The sequence below is a fragment of the Bacteroides sp. OF04-15BH genome (assembly GCF_003477995.1).
Classification (GTDB): domain Bacteria; phylum Bacteroidota; class Bacteroidia; order Bacteroidales; family Bacteroidaceae; genus Paraprevotella.
This window is the reverse complement of sequence record NZ_QUEM01000006.1, coordinates 79,124-97,873: the sequence shown is the minus strand read 5'-3', so window position 1 is coordinate 97,873 and position 18,750 is coordinate 79,124. Positions and strand designations below refer to the sequence as shown.

Here is an 18,750-nt window from a genome sequence, read left to right as displayed (position 1 = left end):
AAATCATTCTGGAGATATTTCTGCATAAATATACATGCAAAAAGGGTTGGCAGACGCATATATGCAGATTATATACAAAAATCTCCGTGGTAATCCTTTCCGGATGACCACGGAGATTCTGAAAAAGTATCGTGTTGTTCTTCTGAAAACATCAGAATGTTTCTCTCCAACCGTCAGCATGAAGTGTCCGGATGCCCCAAATGCGGGTTTTCCGCAGCCTCATCGCTCCAGATTCAACTGTCTGAAGACTCCGTTTTTTGCACGTACTGATCTGAAAAAGTGAAGAATAACCCGAAATGAAGCCGTTGAGAGTTCCATTTTTTCCCACTCCCATGCTCCTTGTCCGGAAAAGCGGAATCTCGCCATCCCTTCTGGTCAAAGTGTCATTTTGTAAGAAGACAAAGCAGAGGAAGTTCTCCAACGCCCAATCCCGAGCAGGGAATCACGATGCCTTGTTCCGGTTACGTCTGAGTTTCGGAAAAAGTTTTCTGAAACGGAGCAACACGGCAGAAAAGCTTCCGCCGGCAATAATCAGAGTCACGGCAATCAGAATTAGCAGAATGCCCGTACACAGACGCGGCGTGAGAACTTCACCGAATACCAGCACTCCGAAGAAGATGGCCGTAACCGGTTCCAGGGCTCCAAGAATGGCCGTAGGCGTGGAGCCGATATACTGGATGGCTTTGGTCGTTGCCATGAACGAAATGGCAGTAGGAAGAGCGGCAAGCGCCACAATATTTCCCCACAGATACCACTGTGTGGGAAGAATGATTTCTCCCTTCCACAACAGGCGTCCCAGAAACAGGAAGGTGCCCAGAAGAATGACATAAAACGTAAGTTTTACGGTAGGCATCTGCCGCAGACGTGACTGGTTCACCCCTACGATATAAATGGCATACGCCAACGCGGAAGCCATGACAAAGCCTATGCCGGTAGTACTCAAGGTAGCACCGTTCTCGCCTTTATAGAGCAAGGCAATACCACCCAAAGCAAGCAGAATGCAGAACACGGTGAGCAGAGTCAGTCTTTCCTTAAAGAAAAGGGCCATGATCACTGCCACAAAGATGGGATAGACAAAGAGGATGGTCGAGGCAATTCCGGCTTCCATATAAGAATAGCTCACAAACAGGGCAAGCGATGAAAAGGCACAAAGGAAACCCATCACCAGCAGCGGGGTAACATCCTTCCGGCTCACCCGGAAGTTCCGTCCGCGGGCCTTTATCATCAGTCCGATAATGATACTGGCAAACAGATAACGGAAAAACAATACAGAATCGGTGTCCATTCCGTCTTTATAAAGAGGCAAGGCAAACAAAGGATTCATGCCATAGGTAGCGGCAGCGATAATGCCGCACAAATATCCTTTCCAGGTAGAATTGTCTTTGCGAATCATTTTACGGTCTTTTTTAAATATTAAGTGTCAGTTTTTCAATCATAGATATAAAAAACGCCCCGATGATTCTTTCGGCTCATCGGGGCGGCACAGTAAAATATTTACTTGTTCAGTTTCCAGGAGAAACCGTCCTTCGTATCTTTCACTTCGAATCCGAGCTCGGCCAGACTGTCGCGAATCTTGTCGCTGGTAGCCCAGTCTTTGTTGGCTTTGGCAATCATGCGCTGCTCCAGCAGCATATCCACAACCTTACCGAAAGCTTCTTCACGACCACTATTGCTGCCCACTTCTTCCTTCAGTCCCAGAATATCCAGAGCAAAGGTATGGAACACCTTGGTCAGTGCTTCCAGTGTCGGAGCGTCGATGGTGGCTTTCTTGTCCACAACCGTATTGAGCACACGGCATACATCAAACAGATGGCTGATGACAATCGGAGTGTTCAGGTCATCGTTCATGGCCTCGTAACACTTGTTTTCAATCTCCTTCACGTAATCCATGGTCACACTGCCCGGAGCGCTTGCCGGAGTGATCTGCTTCAGATTCTTCATACCCTCCATCAGACGAGACAGACCCTTTTCGCTAGCCTGCAGAGCCTCGTTGCTGAAATCTACCGTACTGCGGTAGTGTGCCTGAAGAATAAAGAAACGGATGGTCATCGGCGAATAAGCCTGTGCCAGGCTGATGTGCTCTCCGCTGAAGAACTGAGCCAGTGTAATGAAGTTGCCCAGACTCTTACCCATCTTCTGTCCGTTGATGGTAATCATGTTATTGTGCATCCAGTAGTTCACCATGTCGCTGCCCTGACTGGCCACAGCCTGTGCAATCTCACACTCATGGTGCGGGAAGATCAAGTCCATACCTCCTCCGTGAATGTCGAAGTGATTGCCCAGATATTTGCGGCCCATAGCCGTACACTCACAGTGCCATCCCGGGAAACCGTCGCTCCACGGACTCGGCCAGCGCATGATGTGCTGCGGCTGGGCAGACTTCCAAAGGGCAAAGTCCACCTGATTGTGCTTCTCACTGACTCCGTCCAGCTCACGTGAATTATTGATCACATCTTCCAGATTACGTCCGGAGAGTTTGCCGTAACGGTAAACCTTGTTATATTTGGGTACATCGAAATACACACTGCCCTCGCTCTCGTAAGCATAACCGTTGTCGATGATTTCCTTCACCAGCTGAATCTGCTCGATGATGTGTCCGGTAGCATGCGGCTCGATACTCGGCGGAAGCACGTTCAGCGCTGCCATGGCATCGTGGAAGCGGTTGGTGTAATACTGAGCCACCTCCATAGGCTCCAGCTGCTCCAGACGGGCCTTCTTGGCAATCTTGTCCTCGCCCTCATCTGCGTCGTGCTCCAGATGTCCCACATCCGTAATGTTGCGCACATAGCGAACCTTGTAACCGATATGCTGCAAGTAGCGGAACAACACGTCAAAAGTAATCGCCGGACGGGCGTGTCCCAGATGGGCATCGCCATATACGGTCGGTCCGCACACGTACATGCCGACGCGTCCCGGTGTGATGGGCTTGAATTCTTCTTTCTTGCGCGAAAGGGTATTGTAAACAAATAATTTCTGTTCCATTGTTTATAGATTTTCTTTATTAGCGTTATATTCCGGATCGTCGCCGTTCTCCCGAATCAGACGGAGGAGTTTTTCCACCGCTTCTTCGGCCGGAATATTCTTTTCGATACATTCTTTTTTCTTGTAGAGACTCACCTTTCCACGGGCCGCTCCCACATATCCGTAGTCGGCATCGGCCATTTCTCCGGGACCGTTTACGATACAGCCCATCACGGCAATCTTCAATCCCTTGAGATGCGCTGTGGCGGCTTTCACACGGGCCAGTGTGTCCTGCAGGTCGTAAAGCGTACGTCCGCAGCCCGGACAGGAAATATATTCCGTCTTGCTGGTGCGCTGACGGGCAGCCTGCAAAATGGAGAATGCCGTGGCATCAATGTCCTGATGCGACAGCGAGCCGTTGTTGTAGAGATAGATTCCGTCGCACAGACCATCAAAGAGCAGAGCGCCCATATCGACTGCACTCTCTATCTGGAAGTCTTCTTTCTCTTCCTGACTGTGTGCATAGTGCTGGAACACGATGACCGGATTCTGCAGTCCGTTGCGCGTCAGTTCGTGAATCAGGGCACGGAATTCAGCCAGACGGTTTTTGTGATTGCTCTGCGCGATGATCACCACCTCAGGATGGTATTTCAAGCAGGCACGCACCTCCTCGGTCAGAGCGGCATAGCTCAGGAAAAGGAATTTCAGTTTGGCAGGACACTGTCCCATGAACGGCAGCATGTTGTACGGGAAGGCAGGATAAGTATTCTCCTCGCCGGTCCAGCAGTCGGCATCCACGATGTAAGCCGTCGGCTCACGATGCTCCTTTTCAGGCAGATTCTGTCCGCAATAGATATAGTCGGGCAGGAAATCGGGAGCTGACTGATGGGAAGCCAATGTTCCGGCAGCCTGCAAATCCATACGGTCGGCCACCACAACAGGCACCTGATCGCCACCGATATTGCCTACGGCGCGGGTGATGCGACGCACGGGGTGTACGTAATTGAAATCCTCGGCGGCTATACCCGGCACCATGATATGTCCCTGACGCTGCACCACATAATCGACCAACTTACGGGCTACAGGAATCTCGTTCTCGGGCGCCTCACTCAAAGACACACGGATCGTGTCGCCGATACCGTCGGCCAGCAAGGCACCGATTCCCACAGCACTCTTGATGCGTCCGTCCTCGCCGTCACCGGCTTCGGTCACTCCCAAGTGGATCGGGAAATTCATTCCCTCCTGCTCCATCACCTGCACGAGCAGACGCACGCTCTGCACCATCACCACCGTGTTGCTGGCCTTTATGGAAATTACCACATCCTTGAAGTCCTGCTTCACACAGATACGCAGGAACTCCATGCAACTCTCCACAATACCTTCGGGCGTGTCTCCGTAGCGGCTCATGATACGGTCGCTCAGCGAACCGTGGTTCACTCCGATACGGATAGCAGTATGGTTCCGACGGCAGATATCCAGAAACGGCACAAAGCGCTCCTCAATCTTACGGATCTCGGCCGCATATTCCTCGTCGGTATAAGTCAACTGCTTGAAGGTTCGGGCAGAATCCACGTAATTACCCGGATTGATGCGCACCTTCTCGGCATATTCCGCAGCCACATCGGCCACACGGGGATTGAAATGCACGTCGGCTACCAAAGGCACGTTACATCCTGCAGCACGCACTCCGGCATTGATATTCTTCAGATTCTCAGCCTCGCGCACTCCCTGTGTAGTCAGGCGCACATACTCGCCGCCTGCCTGAGCGATGCGGAGTGTCTGAGCCACGCAAGCCTCAGTGTCCAGAGTAACCGTATTGGTCATGCTCTGCACCCGTATCGGGTTCTGTCCGCCAAGAGGCGTACTGCCGATCTGCACCTCGCAGGTCTCTCTACGCTGATAATCAAACAAGTCCATAGAATCAATTACACTTAAACTGATATTTCACCTCAGCCAGTTCGGCATTGGCCTTTACGATTTTGTTCTTCAGGCTGTTCTTATATTCGGCCAGACGGGCAGCCAGTGCCTCATCGGCCAGTGCCAGCATCTCCACTGCCAGGATTCCGGCATTCTGTGCACCGTTTACTCCTACAGTAGCCACCGGGATTCCGGGAGGCATCTGAATGATTGACAGCATGGCATCCAGTCCGTCGAGCATTCCCTTGATAGGCACTCCGATAACCGGCAAAGTAGTGCTGGCGGCAATTACTCCAGGAAGAGCGGCAGCCATACCGGCACCGGCGATAATCACTTTCACGCCACGTGCAGCCGCGCCTTTGGCAAAGGCCTCCACCTCGTCCGGTGTGCGGTGAGCCGACAAAGCGTTCATCTCAAAAGGAACCTGCATCTCATCAAAAAACTTAGCAGCCTTCTCCATCACCGGAAGATCGGACGTACTGCCCATAATAATACTTACAACTGGTTTCATATAAATTTGTTTTAATATGTTTGTTTACGAATGAATCAATGTAAAATGCTGGGGAAAGGCAACAGGATTCCCCAAAAGCCAAAGATAATGCCGATGAGTGTGCCCACAAGCACCTGGCCCAAAGAATGCTGACGCAGCAGCATGCGACAACTGCCCACGACACCGGCCAACAGAACCGCCAGGCACAACCAGTACACCGGATTGAACATAAACAGCAGCGAAAAGGCCAGCAATCCGCCAATCAGTCCGCCCATAGCTGCCGAATGGGTGCTCACCTTCCACCAGATGTTCACCACGGCACACGAAATCTGTATCAGCAGGGCCGAAACGATGATGCCGCCCATGTAACGGGGCATGTGCAGTTCGTTGAGCACATACAGGCAGGTGAGATAAGAAAAGATGGACAAGATGTAGGGAACTACACGATGTTCTCTCCGGCGCAAATGCACCGCCTGCCAGCCTTTCATGCTCCGATAGGAGAAAATCAGCAGTTGGGGCAGCAGGATGGTCAGACAGTAGACCAGCGCCAGCACGCTCAACTTATAGCTGAAGGGCAGGACATTCAGATAGGTGAACACAAACAAAGCCAGAAAACTGATCAATGGCATGTAAAAAGGACGGAACAGTCCGGAAAAGAACCGGGCTATCAGAATAATCTGTTTATCACTCATTTTCTTAATCTTGCAACGGGGATTCCCAGCTGTTCACGGTATTTGGCCACCGTGCGGCGCGCAATGGGGAAACCTTTCTGATTCAACATTTGGGTCAGGGTTTCATCGCTCAATGGTTTTTTCTTGTCTTCGTTTTCGATGATTTCTTTCAGGGCATTCTGTATCTTGCGGGTGGCTATCTCCTGACCGTCTTCGGTGGTATAGCCGTCGCTGAAGAACCATTTGAGCGGATAAATGCCGTAATTGGTCTGCACATATTTGCTGTTGCTCACACGCGATATGGTTGAAATGTCCAGTCCCGTGCGCTCAGCCACATCCTTCAGAATCATGGGTTTGAGCAGCATCTCGTCTCCTTCGAGGAAGAAGGGGCGCTGCAAGTCAATGATGGCCTGCATGGTCACCGTCAGCGTATGCCGGCGCTGCCGGATGGCGTCGATGAAGATCTGTGCCTTTTCGATCTTCTGTTTGGTATAAAGCAAGGCATCCTTTTCAGAGCGGCTCATTTTCTGCCGTCCCTGATCATACTGCCGCAGGATGTCGAGAAACGAATCACTGATTTTCAGTTCCGGCACATCACCCTGATTCAGTGTCATGGTAATGGTACCGTCGTCGTCCGTCTCCACAATAAAGTCGGGCACCACCTGCTGGTAGTTATGCCCCACTACCTCGCCCATAGAGCTGCCGGGACGCGGATTCAGTTTCCGGATTTCCTTCTGAAGCAGCTCCACTTCCTGATCGGTGAGCTTCATGCGCTGCTGAATCTTGTCCCACCGCTTGTGGGTGAACTCGTCATAAAACTGACTTACGATGCGATACTCCTTCTGTTTGAGCGGTGTGTGAAAGCGTTCGTCGCGCCGGATCTGTATCTGCAAGCATTCCTGCAGGCTGCGGGCACCGATACCGGCAGGTTCAAATTCCTGCAGGATGCGGAGCACCTGTTCCAGTTCTTCCACCGTGGTGGGCTCGTTGTGATACACTTCCAGCTCATCGGCCAAAGTGGAAAGCGGTTTCTTCAGCAGGCCGTCGTTCTCGAGTGAACCGATGAGATACTCCATCAGCATTTTCTGCTTTTCGGTGAGTTCGCACTCGTTCATCTGCTCTTTCATCTGTTCGTAGAAGGAGATGGTGTCGCTGTAGTCAATGGCTTCCATCGTATCGTTCTGCGGATAGTTCTTCAACAGATAATCGGGCACCTCGTCCGAGTTGCGGTAATCGCCCAGAGCGTCCTTCAGTTCCTTGCTGGGCGCGGACACCAGATCGGAATAGGCCTCCATGCCTCCTTCGCCAGATTCGTAAGCATCCTCCTGAGTATCGGCATTGTAGGAATCGTCTGTTTCCGAAAAGTGGTCGCCTTCTTCCAACGCTCCGTTTTCTATAATTTCATTCTTCACCCGCTGCTCCAGTTCAGACACAGGCATTTCCAACAGGCGCACCTGAAGCACTTGTTGCGGCGAAAGGGTCTGTGTTTGTTGCAGGGATTGCGTTTGAATGATTTTCTGTGCCATATCGTATGATCTGTCAAAACTTTAATATCCAATTGCAAAGATAACTATTTTAATTCACTCGCGTTGCGCAATTCCGAAAAAAGAAATTCAAAGAAAAATAAACATTCTGTTAATCTGAATCTGCATAAAACCGGACAGACGCGGGTTATGCCTGCACGGAAAAAAACGAAGAAAGAAGACTTGCATCCTGACTTCCCCGAAAAAACATCAGCATGATTTTCCAAAATCATCGTAATGATTTCAAAAGTTCATCAGCATGATTTTTTTCATGGATCAGCGCCGTCTTTTTTCATGTAGATAAACAGCGGAGAATCAATCATATAGTCAAACAAAAAGATACAGTTCCGTTTCTTTCTTCTGCCTGCACCAACAGAGGGATGTTCCTGAATGAACACCCAGCGGCAAAGGCGATAAAAAACAAGAAGAGGGGGATGCCTCATACCGACATCCCCCTCCGATTTATTACAGACTTCTATCCAAGAAATCCTTATTTTTCTTTTACCAACGCAAAATCCAACTGCTTTTTATCCAAATTGGCACGGGCAACCTGAATCTTCACCTGATCGCCCAAAGAGTAGCGATGGTGGTATTTGCGGCCCCACAGGCAGTAGTTCTTCTCGTCAAACTCATAGTAATCATCGTCCAGATCGCGCAAAGGCACCATACCCTCGCACTTGTTCTCATTGACCTCTACATAGAGTCCGAACTCGGTTACGCCACTGATGGTTCCTTCGAAGACTTCGCCCAACTTGTCGCTCATAAACTCTACCTGCTTGTACTTGATGCTTGCACGCTCGGCACTGGCTGCCAGCTGCTCCATCTCGCTGCTGTGCTCACACAGTTCCTCGTACTTGTCGCGGTTGGCACTCCGTCCGCCATCGGCATAACGGGTCAGCAGGCGGTGCACCATCACGTCGGGATAACGACGGATAGGCGAAGTAAAGTGCGTGTAATAGTCAAAAGCCAGTCCGTAGTGACCGATATTATGGGTGCTGTAACGGGCTTTCATCATGGCGCGCAAAGAAACGGTTTCGATCAGATTCTGCTCCTTCTTGCCCCGCACTTCCTCCAACAGTTTGTTCAATCCGCGGCTCACCTCGGCCTTGGTTCCGCTGGTTTTCAGCTTATATCCGAATTTCACGATAAACTCGCTCAGATTCATCAGCTTGGCCGGATCGGGCAGATCATGGATTCGATACGGGAATGTCTTGGCGGTTTTGTTTTTAGGCACCTTTCCGATGCTCTCGGCCACAGTACGGTTGGCCAGCAACATAAATTCCTCCACCAGTTTGTTGGCATCCTTGGCCACCTTGAAATATACGCTCAGCGGCTTTCCTTTCTCGTCAATCTCAAAGCGCACCTCATTACGGTCAAAGTCAATGGCTCCGTTGGCAAAGCGCTTGCTGCGCAATTTCTTGGCCAGACGGTTCAGCGTGATCAGTTCGTCCTTGAAATTCTCCACAGGCAGGGCATTCGGGTCCAATGGCGGCACCTTATGGTCGCCCGGCATACGATAATCCTCGGGCGAAGCTTCCTGGTTCTTTTCCAGCAAATCCTGCACCTCTTCATAAGTAAAGCGGCGGTCGCTCTTGATGACGGTATGTGCCAGATGCCAGCTCTTGATCTCTGCCTGATCGTCCATCTTGAAGATCACACTGTAAGCCAGTTTCTCCTCGTTCGGGCGCAAAGAACAGATAAAGTTACACAGGCGCTCGGGCAGCATCGGGATGGTGCGGTCTACCAGATAGATACTGGTGGCACGCTTCACGGCCTCCTTGTCGATAATGCTTCCTTCCTGCACATAGTGTGACACGTCGGCAATATGCACACCGATCTCCCACAAACCATCAGAGAGACTGCGGATAGACAAGGCATCGTCAAAGTCCTTGGCATCTCTCGGGTCGATGGTAAATGTCGTGATACCGCGCATATCCTCACGGCGGGCAATCTCTTCGGGCGTGATTCCCGGATCAATCCGGTCGGCCGCCTTCTCCACTTCTTCCGGATAAGAATACGGCAAACCGTATTCGGCCAGAATGGCATGCATCTCAGTGTTGTTCTCGCCGCTCTTTCCCAGAATATCAAGAACCTTTCCTATCGGATTCTTGGCATTATCCGGCCATTCGGTAATCGTTACAACAGCCTTGTCACCGGATTTTCCACCCTTCAGAGCACCTTTCGGAATGAAAATATCATTGGCCAGCGTACGGTCCTCGGTCAGCAGAAACGCATAATCCTTGCTTACCTTGAGAGTACCCACAAAATTCTTGCTGCTGCGTTTCAGAATTTCCGTCACCTGCGCCTCGCGCACATGATGCTTGCGGCGGGCCAGCAAAGTGGCCTTCACGCGGTCGCCATCCATGGCATGCGCCGAATTGCGCTCGGCCACCAGAATCGGTTCGCCGCCTCCGTCAGGAATGAATGCATTCTTGCCATTCGCCTTGCGACGGAAAACACCTTCGAGCACCTGTCCGAACGTGTTCAGGCGATATTTCAGTTTTTCCTTTTCTACGATATAATCATCCAGAGCCATTTCCTCGAGCACATCCATACAAAGCATCTTTGCCGGATGGGTATCAAGCTTCAGCAGGCGGAAAATTGTCTTCACATCGTAAACCTCCGACGGGTTGTTCTGGAAAAGATCAATCAGCATCTTTGCCAGTTCTTTCTTCTTGAGGCGCTTGCCTCCTTTTTTCTGTGATTTTCCCATGTTTCTTTCTTTTTAGAGGTTGTTCCTATTTTTTCTTTTATGCAAATAAAGCAAAATTATGGATATCACGACTCAAAAAGGAGTACTTTATTTTTGAATTTCAGTATCTTTAAAAGAAGGCATCCGGCCCCCGTCACCTAGAAGTTTCGTATCCGCCAGAAAAAAGAAAGGAGGAGCATTCTGAAGTTTCTCGGAAACTTTCGGAATGCTCCTCCTTAATATCTTGTAACTGGAATTAGGTCTTTAGTAGCTCTCGCGAGTCAGAGTATATGTCTCTCCTGCAATGACAACCTTTCGACCGGTTGCATCGGCGGCATAAATCACAATTGGACTTTCCATTTTCTCCCACTCTTCGCTGAACGTGTTTTGCATTTGATCAAGGACGATACACCAGCCCAACTGCTTTCCCTTCATATAATATTCTTCGGCTGGAATAAATCTTCCATCGGCGTAAGCACCATGTTCATTATAATAAGCCTCTACTTCTCCAGCCTGACTTCCCTGAGTAATGGTATAATTGGTTATCAAACTGTATTTTGATGTGTTTACAGTTTTCTGATAAATCAAATCTGTACCCGCAGCTTTCACGATTCCCTTATCGGTACGCGGTACAGTAGCCAGTGCTACTTTTGCAGCAACTGTGGCAGAAACGTAACAGTTTTCTGCGCTTCCCGGCACTTTTACTTCAAACCAACCGTCTTGTTCTGACACAAATTCATACAAAGTTCCGGCTCCGGCCTGTGTCACCACTTCTCCACTGGTAGTCGGAGTTTTACGGACATTCACCTTATTTCCAGAAATGCGTACCAGAAATTCCGGCGCTACATATTCAGCCACTTTGGCGGCCACGGTCTGTGTTGCATTGTTCACCACATTGGTTACAGCCTGTGTAGCTTCTGCCTTTTTCTCTTCAACAACTTTTTCTGCGGCCTGCTGTGTTTTCTTCTCAGGGTCAAGCGTCTGATTAATAGTTTCCAACGTCTGATTTACTGTTTCCAGAGCCTTTCCCAATTTTTTCAAAAACTGTGCGTTTCCGGTTTGTGGAATTGCCAACATCAGCAAAACGAGACACGAAATAAACTTCATCTTCTTCATAGGTTCTTTTGTTTTGATTCTACTCATTAATATTATTTTACAAAAGTACACCAAAAATAAATATCTTACAAGAAAAGCAAGGTTGTTTTTAATAAGAAAAAACTTGTTACAAAGAAATACTACCTAAAAAATCATAAAATCTCCCCCCGAAGAACCAGTGACAACGGCCTATTTCCTTCTTCTTTCCTACATGAAAACCATCTGCAAGGGACAACACACATTTTTTTTGTTCATATCATCTAAAATCCCTACTTTTGCTCTCCCTAAAAGAATTAATGTCTGAATATCGTTCAACTGTAAATCCGGAACATTTGGATATAAGGTAAAACAACAGACAACCAACAAAATATATCGGAATGTTCGGGTTGATTAAAAGAAATTACGATGCAGAAAGATAGAACAAAACGCATTTATGAGATTACCCTGATAGGTGGGGCTATCAACTTGTTTCTGGTTGTTTTTAAATTTGCCGCCGGCATTTGGGGACACAGTGCGGCTATGGTGGCCGATGCCATCCACTCCCTGTCTGATTTCGTCACCGACCTGATTGTGATGGTATTTGTACGCATGTCCAGCAAGCCCAAAGACAAAGGGCATGATTACGGACACGGAAAATATGAAACCTTGGCTACTGCCATCATCGGAGCGGCGCTGCTTGCCATCGGAATCGGCATTCTGTGGACCAGCCTGCAGAAAATATTCTTCGTGTTGCAGGGAGGAGACATTGAAGCTCCTGGCATGCTGGCATTCTGGGCTGCCATCCTCTCCATCGTACTGAAAGAGCTAGCTTTCCAAATGACCAAATATGTGGGACAGAAAGTCAACTCCCAGGCTGTCATCGCCAACGCCTGGCACCACAGAAGCGATGCCTTCTCTTCTATCGGTACCGCACTGGGTATCGGAGGAGCCATATTATTGGGCAATCAATGGCACATACTGGATCCCTTGGCCGCTGCCATCGTCAGTTTCTTCATCATGAAAGTATCTCTCAGCCTGCTGAAGAGCAGTGTGGACGAACTGACGGAACGCTCTCTTCCCGACGACGTGGAAGAAGAGATTATCAACACAGCCATGCAAGTGCCCGACATCTGCGAAATCCATAATCTGAGGACTCGAAGAATCGGAAATGAGTATGCCATCGAAATGCATATCCGCATGGACGGAAATATTCCATTGTACGAAGCGCATTGCAAAGCCTCAGCCGTGGAACGCAAACTGAAGGAGCGATTCGGTCCGAACACTCATGTAGGCATCCATACCGAGCCCATCAAGGTAAACGGTGTTTATCCGAACGAATGTCCGGCATGCTCATCATCTGAAAAATAATACAAACAAAGACATCATGAATATACTAATTACCGGAGCGAGTGGCTTCATCGGCAGCTTCATTGTAGAAGAAGGACTGAAACAAGGCTATCAGGTCTGGGCCGGAATCCGCCACTCCAGCAGCAAAAAATATCTAAAGGACCCACACATTCATTTCATAGAGCTGGACTTCAACAATCCGGAAAAACTGGAAGCACAACTGGCTGCCCACAAAGCAGCCAACGGCAACTGGGACTATATTGTCCATGCTGCCGGTGCAACCAAATGCCTGAATAAGGAAGATTTCTTCAGGACCAACTTCGACGGAACCCGCATTTTTGTAGATACTTTGCGCAAATTGGATATGGTGCCCAAGCAGTTTGTGTTTGTCAGTTCGCTCAGTGTTTACGGAGCCATACGCGAAACTCCGGTGCAACAGTCGGGCAACTCGCCGTGGATTTATGCGCCGATCCGCGAAGAAGACACCCCTTCTCCCAATACAGCCTACGGACAAAGCAAACTCAAAGCTGAAGAATACATCAAGAACATTCCGGGATTTCCCTATGTCATTCTCCGCCCTACCGGAGTGTACGGACCGCGCGAGAAAGACTATTTCCTGATGGCACAAAGCATCAAGCAGCACTCTGACTTCGCCGTCGGTTACCGTCCTCAGGAAATTACATTTGTCTATGTGCAGGATCTGGTCGATGCCATTTTCTGTGCCATCAATGCCGGAGTTACGCAACGTGCCTATTTTATCAGCGACGGACAGGTGTATCACAGTCAGGATTTCAGCGATCTCATTCAAAAGGAACTGGGCATAAAATGGCTGCTCCGCATCAAGGCACCGATATTCCTTCTGAAAATCATTTGCAGCATCAGCGAATCAATCAGCAAGTGCACCGGCAAGACCAGCACCCTGAACGGAGACAAATTCCATATTCTGTGCCAGAGAAACTGGCAGTGCGACATCGAACCGGCCCGAAAAGAAATCGGATACCAGCCCCGTGTGTTGCTGGCCGAAGGAGTCAAACGAACCATCGCCTGGTATAAAAAGGAGGGATGGTTATGATGAATGCCTGGAAAAGATTTCTGGAGAAAGAAGATACAGACCAAATCAGACCGGGGTTCCTGCTGATAGAGAAACTCGGTCTTGTCTACTCCTTCCTGACAACAATTCTGATCCTCGCACTATGGAAAGACATGGCTGATCCCTGGAGCATGATCGAAGGACGTGTCATGATTCTACTGGTTACCACAATCCTGCTGCTTCTGTATAAGCGCTTTCCTTATAAGGCACTGAAGTTTCTGAGAATCACCTTCCAGATGATCCTGCTGAACTTCTGGTATCCCGAAACCTACAGTTTCAATTGTCATTTCGACAATATGGACCATATTTTTGCCCGCATCGAGCAAAGTCTGTTCCATTGCCAGCCATCGCTGCTTTTCGGCAAGCTCTGTCCGCAGGCCATTTTCAGCGAAGCATTCAATTTAGGATATTTTTCTTATTATCCTATGATTCTGGTAGTCACGGTGTTTTATTTTGTCTATAAGTATCAGAAATACGAAGAAGCCTCATTCATCATCATGTGTTCTTTCTTCATCTATTACATTATCTACATTCTGATACCCGTGGCCGGTCCACAATATTATTTTCAGGCTATCGGCTATGAATGGGCAAAAATCGGAATATTCCCCGAAATGGGTAATTATTTCAAGTACCACACCGACATGTTTCCGCCACCGGGCGACCCGAACGGCTTCTTCTTCGGACTGGTGAAAAATGCTCAGGACATGGGTGAATATCCCACAGCAGCCTTTCCCAGCTCCCACGTCAGCATCACCACGATTCTGCTGATTCTGGCATTCAAAGAGTCACGCCGATTGGGATTCTGCCTGTTGCCCATATCCTTGCTCCTTTACGGAGCTACGGTATATATCCAGGCTCATTATGTCATTGACGCCATCACCGGATTCATCACCGCCTTCCCGGTGTATTTCCTGACGCAATACATTTACAAAAAGGCCAGTTGGCAGGATCAGGTACGCTATCTGCACATCCCATAAATATATCAGAAAAAGGAATCGGATTCCCCGGAGGTACAAAAACCTCCTCCGGAGAATCCGATTCCTTTTATTTTACCGCACATTCCGGGCACAGCCCTTTAATGACAAAATTCACTCCATTCATCACAAACCCCTCGGGCAAATTCACTTCGGGTATCGGCATATCCTTGAAACAGAACGTACGATGGCAACATTCACAAAAAAAGTGCAGATGCATGTCGCGCACCGAACAATCCCATTCTCCGTGGCATAATTCATATTTCACAGCCCCGCTGCCATCTTCGATTCCATGGATCAGATGATGTTCCAGGAACAGGGTCAGCGCACGAAATATGGTAGATTTGTCTACTGTTTGCAGGTATTCCTCCAAATCAGCCACCGACATCGGACGGGCCGCCTTTTGCAGGGCGGCAAAAACCAGAAGGCGTACAGCTGTGGGCTTTACTCCGCGGGAGCACATTCTCTCTTCGATATTTTCTGAATGCAAATCATGCTTTTTCATAAAATCATTGTCCTTAAAAAGGCAAATATACCACAAAATCCGTACAATCGGATTGCAAAATCAATACTGGAAGGAACTTCCACCCAAAAATTCACGCAGCAGAGACGTCGGAGGAATCTGTGAGGAAGGCATGGAAACAAAGTATCTCAGGAATTTCCTCAAGCGGTAAGCCTCTGAATATTCCGATACATTTTCCGGCACTTGTTCGAGGAGCGGAATTGCCTGATCCCGAATCACTGCCAACTCAAACAGCAGGGCACTGTTGAACATGATATCGGCGTGTTCCTGATAAGGATAAATCCATTTGTTCTCACCGGCCTGAACACTGGGCCACCGTCTTATGGTATCCAAAGCCGAACAGCCCCGATACTTGAAATCACGCACGATGCGTCGCAGCAAACGGTTATCTGTTGTCGGAATGTAATTGTGGTCATCCAGCATAATGGTGGTGATGGCCGATACATAAATCTTATATTTGCACGCCTCTTCTATTTGCGGCAGAAGCTCCGGATTCAACGCATGAATTCCTTCCAGAATCAGAATCATATTATCCTCCAGCTTCAGGACTTTTCCGCTCGTCTCGCTTCTTCCGGCCTGAAAATTATACTTGGGCAGAACAATCTCATTACCGGCCAGCAGTTCCTTCATGTGTGCGTTGAAAAGATCCAGATTCAAGGCATAGAGTGATTCAAAGTCATATTCCCCATTCTCGTCCTTCGGTGTTTTTTCCCGATCCACGAAATAATCATCCAAAGACACCGGATAAGGTTTGAGTCCGCATGCCATCAGCTGAATGGCCAGACGCTTGCTGAAAGTTGTCTTTCCACTGGAAGAAGGGCCAGCAATAAGCACAATGCGCACACCTTTTCGGGAATTGATTTCATCGGCAATACGCGCAATCTTCTTTTCTTGCAAAGCCTCCGACACGTTGATCAAGTCCGTGGCATGTCCGTCGATACAGGCACGGTTAAAATCGCCCACCGTACTGATTCCCACAATATCCTGCCAAGTGTGATGCTCGTCGAAAATATCCAACAACTTCTGTTGGTTCACCATATCCTCCAGTTTATCCGGATCTTTCATAGACGGCACGCGCAACAGACAGCCATCATGGTAAGGAATCAGATCAAAGACCCGCAGGCCTCCGGTATGAGTCAGCAAAGAGCCATAGAAATAATCAATGGAATCGCCCAACTTATAGTAATGAGTATACAGGCTTCCCACGCTCTCCAGCAGTTTTACCTTGCTGAGCATTCCCTTTTTCCGGAAGAGATCAATTGCATCCTCCGTGGGACACTGCATTCTATGAAACGGAATATCCTCTTTTACAATCTGCCTCATGCGTTCACGAATCAGGAGCACATCCTCGGCTGTCACCTCACGCTCCATGCGCAGTTTGCAATAATATCCGCGTGCTATCGGTGCCGCAATGCGCAACTGGCATCCCGGGAAGGTATCTTCCACCGCCTTGACCAGCAGGAAAAACAGAGAACGTGTATAAGTTCGCATACCGGAAGCCGATCTCACGTCCAGGAACTCAATATCCTTATTATTGAACAGACGGTAATGCAGCCCCTCCACCTTATTGTTTACCTTGGCGCTTACCGGCCCATAAGGCATCTGAAGATTTAAGATATGATACACATCCAAAAGATTGCATCCGATGGGTACATCCACCTTTTTTTTATTATTTTTGCAACGTATTTGCAGCATCCTTTCCATAATTCATCATGATTAGGTTCATACATTGCTAAATGTACAGAATGCTGTGGAGAAAAAGAAATTACGCACAGACAAAAACAGAATGGGATGATGATTTTAGCATTTTTAAAGCTTTTAGGTTGCCTGGGATTACTTATGTATGGCATGAAGCTGTTGGGCGAAAGCCTTCAGAAAATGGCCGGTAACCAATTGCGCCGCATTTTGGACACACTCACCACAAACCGTTTCACCTCGCTGATTTCGGGAGCTCTTATTACTGCCGTGATTCAATCGGGATCGGCCACCTCGGTCATGACCATCGGTTTTGTCCATGCCGGAATGCTTACTTTCATACAAGGCCTGTCCATCATCATGGGTGCGAGCATCGGCAACACACTTATTGCCTGGCTTATGGCAGCAGAATTTAATTTTGCCATCAGCTACTACATCTTTGTCTTTTTCTGTGTTGCCATCTGGCTGGTCAACACCCGCAATTTCCGTTCTCTGGGCGAATCGTTGTTTGGTGTGTGCTTTATGTTTCTGGGGTTACGCCTGCTCTGCGAATTTGCAGACAACATGGAGCTGAGCCATAATGCTGCTTTAGTATCCTTCTTCAGTACCTTTAATGAAGGCTATCTCTCTTATCTGATTCTGCTGCTCATCGGTGCGGTGCTCATTCTTCTGATCCAGTCTTCGGCTGCCTTGATGGCCAGCAGCATGATTCTCTGCTCCACCGGTCTGCTTTCCATTCCTTCGGGTATTGCCCTTGTTTTGGGCGAGAATCTGGGCCGTGCCATCATCACCTGCAAGTCCGCTCATTCGGCCAATATCACTGCCCGCCGTGTAGCGGCTGCACAGCTGATATTCAACCTTTCGGGTATTGCCTGGGTCTTTGCAATCTTCCCTTTCACAACAGATTTACTAAACCAGGCCACTCCCATGACTTCCGGACAGAGTTCTGCCGACCGCAACATGCCGGCTTATGTTCTTGCTGCCTTCCATACCAGTTTTAATTTACTGAACGTACTTCTGTTCATTTGGCTGGTAAAACCACTGGAACGTATCAGTGCCACTTTGGTTCCTCAGGCCAAGAGCGATGAAGAAGAAGGCGAGCTGCGTTACATCACAGGCGGACTGCTAGCCACTCCGGAGTTATCGGTTCTGGAAGCCCAGAAGGAGGTCAGCAATTTTGCCGACCTTACCCACCGTATGTTCACCCAAGTGCGCTATCTGCTCACCGTAAACAAGAATCAGGAATTTCAGGACATTTATCTGAAGATCAAGAAACTAGAATGCTCCAGTGATGAGCTTGAAGAAGAAATTGCAGACTATTTGGGCGAAGTCAGCAACGACCTGCTCAGTTCAAAAACAAAGAATCAGATTCGCTGCATGCTCCGCGAAGTTTCCGAACTTGAAAGTATTGCCGACTCCTGCTATATCATATCGCGGGTCATCGGCCATAAGTATCACGGCAAGGAACAGTTCACCACCAAGCAGCAGAACCATCTGCACCAGCTGTTCCTGCTCACAGAACAGGCCCTTGAAGAGATGAAGCGCATCACCTCAATGCGCCGCCCGTTGGCCGAGGGACGCACCATCTTCTTCATCAATCAGGAAATCAAGAATTTCAAGAAGCAGTTGCGCAACCAGAATGCCGTGGATATCAACAATCACGAGTACTCTTACCATCTGGGCACTTTATATCTGGATATTATCAACGAATGCGAGAAGATCGGCGAATACATCCAAAATATCATCGAGGCCAAAATAGAATCGGCAGGACATCCCAATTAGTCCGTTTCTTG

Annotated in this window: 14 protein-coding genes; 4 read left to right on the top strand and 10 right to left on the bottom strand. The window is 48.7% G+C overall.

From position 1 onward, the window contains the following. Positions 1-442: 442 nt before the first annotated feature. From DXA74_RS04270 to DXA74_RS04235, 8 genes are all read right to left on the bottom strand, one after another. The gene (locus tag DXA74_RS04270; protein ID WP_118525593.1) at positions 443-1,393 is read right to left on the bottom strand and encodes a DMT family transporter; all 951 of its coding nucleotides are present in this window, start codon (positions 1,391-1,393) and stop codon (positions 443-445) included. Between the two features lie 101 nt (positions 1,394-1,494). Next, a complete protein-coding gene (gene cysS, locus DXA74_RS04265; RefSeq protein ID WP_118525592.1) occupies positions 1,495-2,982 on the bottom strand; it encodes a cysteine--tRNA ligase in 1,488 nt (495 codons plus the stop codon). A gap of 3 nt (positions 2,983-2,985) precedes the next feature. Continuing rightward, positions 2,986-4,878, bottom strand: coding sequence for a 4-hydroxy-3-methylbut-2-en-1-yl diphosphate synthase (locus DXA74_RS04260; RefSeq protein WP_118525591.1), 1,893 nt, complete (start codon positions 4,876-4,878; stop codon positions 2,986-2,988). Between the two features lie 4 nt (positions 4,879-4,882). Beyond that, positions 4,883-5,389: a 5-(carboxyamino)imidazole ribonucleotide mutase gene (gene purE, locus DXA74_RS04255; protein ID WP_118525590.1), complete on the bottom strand. Its 507-nt coding sequence runs from the start codon at positions 5,387-5,389 to the stop codon at positions 4,883-4,885. Positions 5,390-5,424: 35 nt separating this feature from the next. Further along, on the bottom strand, positions 5,425-6,060 hold the full coding sequence (locus DXA74_RS04250) for a hypothetical protein (RefSeq protein WP_118525589.1): 636 nt from the start codon (positions 6,058-6,060) through the stop codon (positions 5,425-5,427). After that, positions 6,057-7,565, bottom strand: a complete 1,509-nt coding sequence (rpoN, locus tag DXA74_RS04245) for an RNA polymerase factor sigma-54 (protein WP_118525588.1) — start codon at positions 7,563-7,565, stop codon at positions 6,057-6,059. Before rpoN ends, DXA74_RS04250 begins: the two co-directional genes overlap by 4 nt. A 487-nt stretch (positions 7,566-8,052) precedes the next feature. Beyond that, positions 8,053-10,275 (bottom strand): ribonuclease R, encoded by a 2,223-nt coding sequence (gene rnr, locus DXA74_RS04240; RefSeq protein WP_118525587.1) that lies wholly within the window; start codon positions 10,273-10,275, stop codon positions 8,053-8,055. Between the two features lie 243 nt (positions 10,276-10,518). Next, positions 10,519-11,370, bottom strand: coding sequence for an SH3 domain-containing protein (locus DXA74_RS04235; protein ID WP_158576015.1), 852 nt, complete (start codon positions 11,368-11,370; stop codon positions 10,519-10,521). 384 nt (positions 11,371-11,754) lie between these two features. On the opposite strand from DXA74_RS04235, the gene DXA74_RS04230 reads away from it, so the two are divergent. The 3 genes from DXA74_RS04230 to DXA74_RS04220 are packed head-to-tail and all read left to right on the top strand — an operon-like array spanning position 11,755 to position 14,742. Beyond that, a complete protein-coding gene (locus DXA74_RS04230; RefSeq protein WP_118525585.1) occupies positions 11,755-12,696 on the top strand; it encodes a cation diffusion facilitator family transporter in 942 nt (313 codons plus the stop codon). A 13-nt stretch (positions 12,697-12,709) separates the two neighbouring features. After that, positions 12,710-13,747, top strand: coding sequence for an NAD(P)-dependent oxidoreductase (locus DXA74_RS04225; protein WP_199666083.1), 1,038 nt, complete (start codon positions 12,710-12,712; stop codon positions 13,745-13,747). Further along, the gene (locus tag DXA74_RS04220; protein WP_118525623.1) at positions 13,747-14,742 is read left to right on the top strand and encodes a phosphatase PAP2 family protein; all 996 of its coding nucleotides are present in this window, start codon (positions 13,747-13,749) and stop codon (positions 14,740-14,742) included. Before DXA74_RS04225 ends, DXA74_RS04220 begins: the two co-directional genes overlap by 1 nt. 67 nt (positions 14,743-14,809) lie before the next feature. On the opposite strand, the gene DXA74_RS04215 is transcribed toward DXA74_RS04220, so the two are convergent. Both DXA74_RS04215 and DXA74_RS04210 read right to left on the bottom strand, forming a co-directional pair. Beyond that, on the bottom strand, positions 14,810-15,244 hold the full coding sequence (locus DXA74_RS04215) for a Fur family transcriptional regulator (protein WP_118525583.1): 435 nt from the start codon (positions 15,242-15,244) through the stop codon (positions 14,810-14,812). Positions 15,245-15,304: 60 nt separating this feature from the next. Then, positions 15,305-16,957 carry a nucleoside kinase gene (locus DXA74_RS04210; RefSeq protein ID WP_199666081.1) on the bottom strand — a complete coding sequence of 551 codons (1,653 nt, stop codon included), beginning with the start codon at positions 16,955-16,957 and terminating at the stop codon, positions 15,305-15,307. 96 nt (positions 16,958-17,053) lie between these two features. Between DXA74_RS04210 and DXA74_RS04205 the strand changes: the two genes are divergently transcribed. Continuing rightward, positions 17,054-18,739 (top strand): Na/Pi cotransporter family protein, encoded by a 1,686-nt coding sequence (locus DXA74_RS04205; protein WP_118525581.1) that lies wholly within the window; start codon positions 17,054-17,056, stop codon positions 18,737-18,739. The last annotated feature ends 11 nt before the right edge of the window (positions 18,740-18,750 follow it).

Excerpts from the sequence above, each read along its gene's own strand:
- DXA74_RS04205 (WP_118525581.1), top strand. The coding sequence starts at position 17,054 with ATGATGATTTTAGCATTTTTAAAGCTTTTAGGTTGCCTGGGATTACTT.
- DXA74_RS04230 (WP_118525585.1), top strand. The coding sequence starts at position 11,755 with ATGCAGAAAGATAGAACAAAACGCATTTATGAGATTACCCTGATAGGT.
- rpoN (WP_118525588.1), bottom strand. The coding sequence starts at position 7,565 with ATGGCACAGAAAATCATTCAAACGCAATCCCTGCAACAAACACAGACC.
- cysS (WP_118525592.1), bottom strand. The coding sequence starts at position 2,982 with ATGGAACAGAAATTATTTGTTTACAATACCCTTTCGCGCAAGAAAGAA.
- rnr (WP_118525587.1), bottom strand. The coding sequence starts at position 10,275 with ATGGGAAAATCACAGAAAAAAGGAGGCAAGCGCCTCAAGAAGAAAGAA.
- DXA74_RS04235 (WP_158576015.1), bottom strand. The coding sequence starts at position 11,370 with ATGAAGAAGATGAAGTTTATTTCGTGTCTCGTTTTGCTGATGTTGGCA.
- DXA74_RS04220 (WP_118525623.1), top strand. The coding sequence starts at position 13,747 with ATGAATGCCTGGAAAAGATTTCTGGAGAAAGAAGATACAGACCAAATC.
- DXA74_RS04260 (WP_118525591.1), bottom strand. The coding sequence starts at position 4,878 with ATGGACTTGTTTGATTATCAGCGTAGAGAGACCTGCGAGGTGCAGATC.
- DXA74_RS04270 (WP_118525593.1), bottom strand. The coding sequence starts at position 1,393 with ATGATTCGCAAAGACAATTCTACCTGGAAAGGATATTTGTGCGGCATT.
- DXA74_RS04250 (WP_118525589.1), bottom strand. The coding sequence starts at position 6,060 with ATGAGTGATAAACAGATTATTCTGATAGCCCGGTTCTTTTCCGGACTG.
- purE (WP_118525590.1), bottom strand. The coding sequence starts at position 5,389 with ATGAAACCAGTTGTAAGTATTATTATGGGCAGTACGTCCGATCTTCCG.
- DXA74_RS04215 (WP_118525583.1), bottom strand. The coding sequence starts at position 15,244 with ATGAAAAAGCATGATTTGCATTCAGAAAATATCGAAGAGAGAATGTGC.
- DXA74_RS04210 (WP_199666081.1), bottom strand. The coding sequence starts at position 16,957 with ATGCTGCAAATACGTTGCAAAAATAATAAAAAAAAGGTGGATGTACCC.